This window comes from Lactiplantibacillus sp. YT640 (assembly GCF_049745435.1).
Taxonomy (GTDB): domain Bacteria; phylum Bacillota; class Bacilli; order Lactobacillales; family Lactobacillaceae; genus Lactiplantibacillus; species Lactiplantibacillus plantarum.
This window is the reverse complement of sequence record NZ_JBMNVY010000106.1, coordinates 1-317: the sequence shown is the minus strand read 5'-3', so window position 1 is coordinate 317 and position 317 is coordinate 1. Positions and strand designations below refer to the sequence as shown.

Annotated in this window: 1 protein-coding gene; it reads left to right on the top strand. The window is 43.8% G+C overall.

Features of this window, described 5'->3' with window-relative positions; translation table 11 throughout:
* Nucleotides 1-317 (top strand): tyrosine-type recombinase/integrase (locus tag ACOV1R_RS16130; RefSeq protein ID WP_424744349.1); only part of this gene is annotated, 317 nt, incomplete at both ends.

The following is a 317-nucleotide window of genomic DNA, read 5'->3' as shown; positions in this document are numbered from 1 at the left end:
TAAAGCGACTCTGTTGCGAGTGAGCGACGTTATGAAGCTTCGTTGGACAGATGTCTTTAACGAAAACGGCACCGTGCGTCAGAATGCGTTTATACACGACCAAAAGACCGGTAAAGCTAACCTGCTCTACTTAAAACCCGTGCAAACTGATTTATTAGCCTATCAAGCTTGGTTGCAAGAAAACCATTTGGTTTCTGACTGGTTGTTTCCCTCGATTCAGCACCCAGAACGACATATCACGGAAAAACAGTTCTACAAAATCATGAGCAAGGTTGGCGATCTGTTAGGAATTAATTATCTAGGGACCCATACGATGC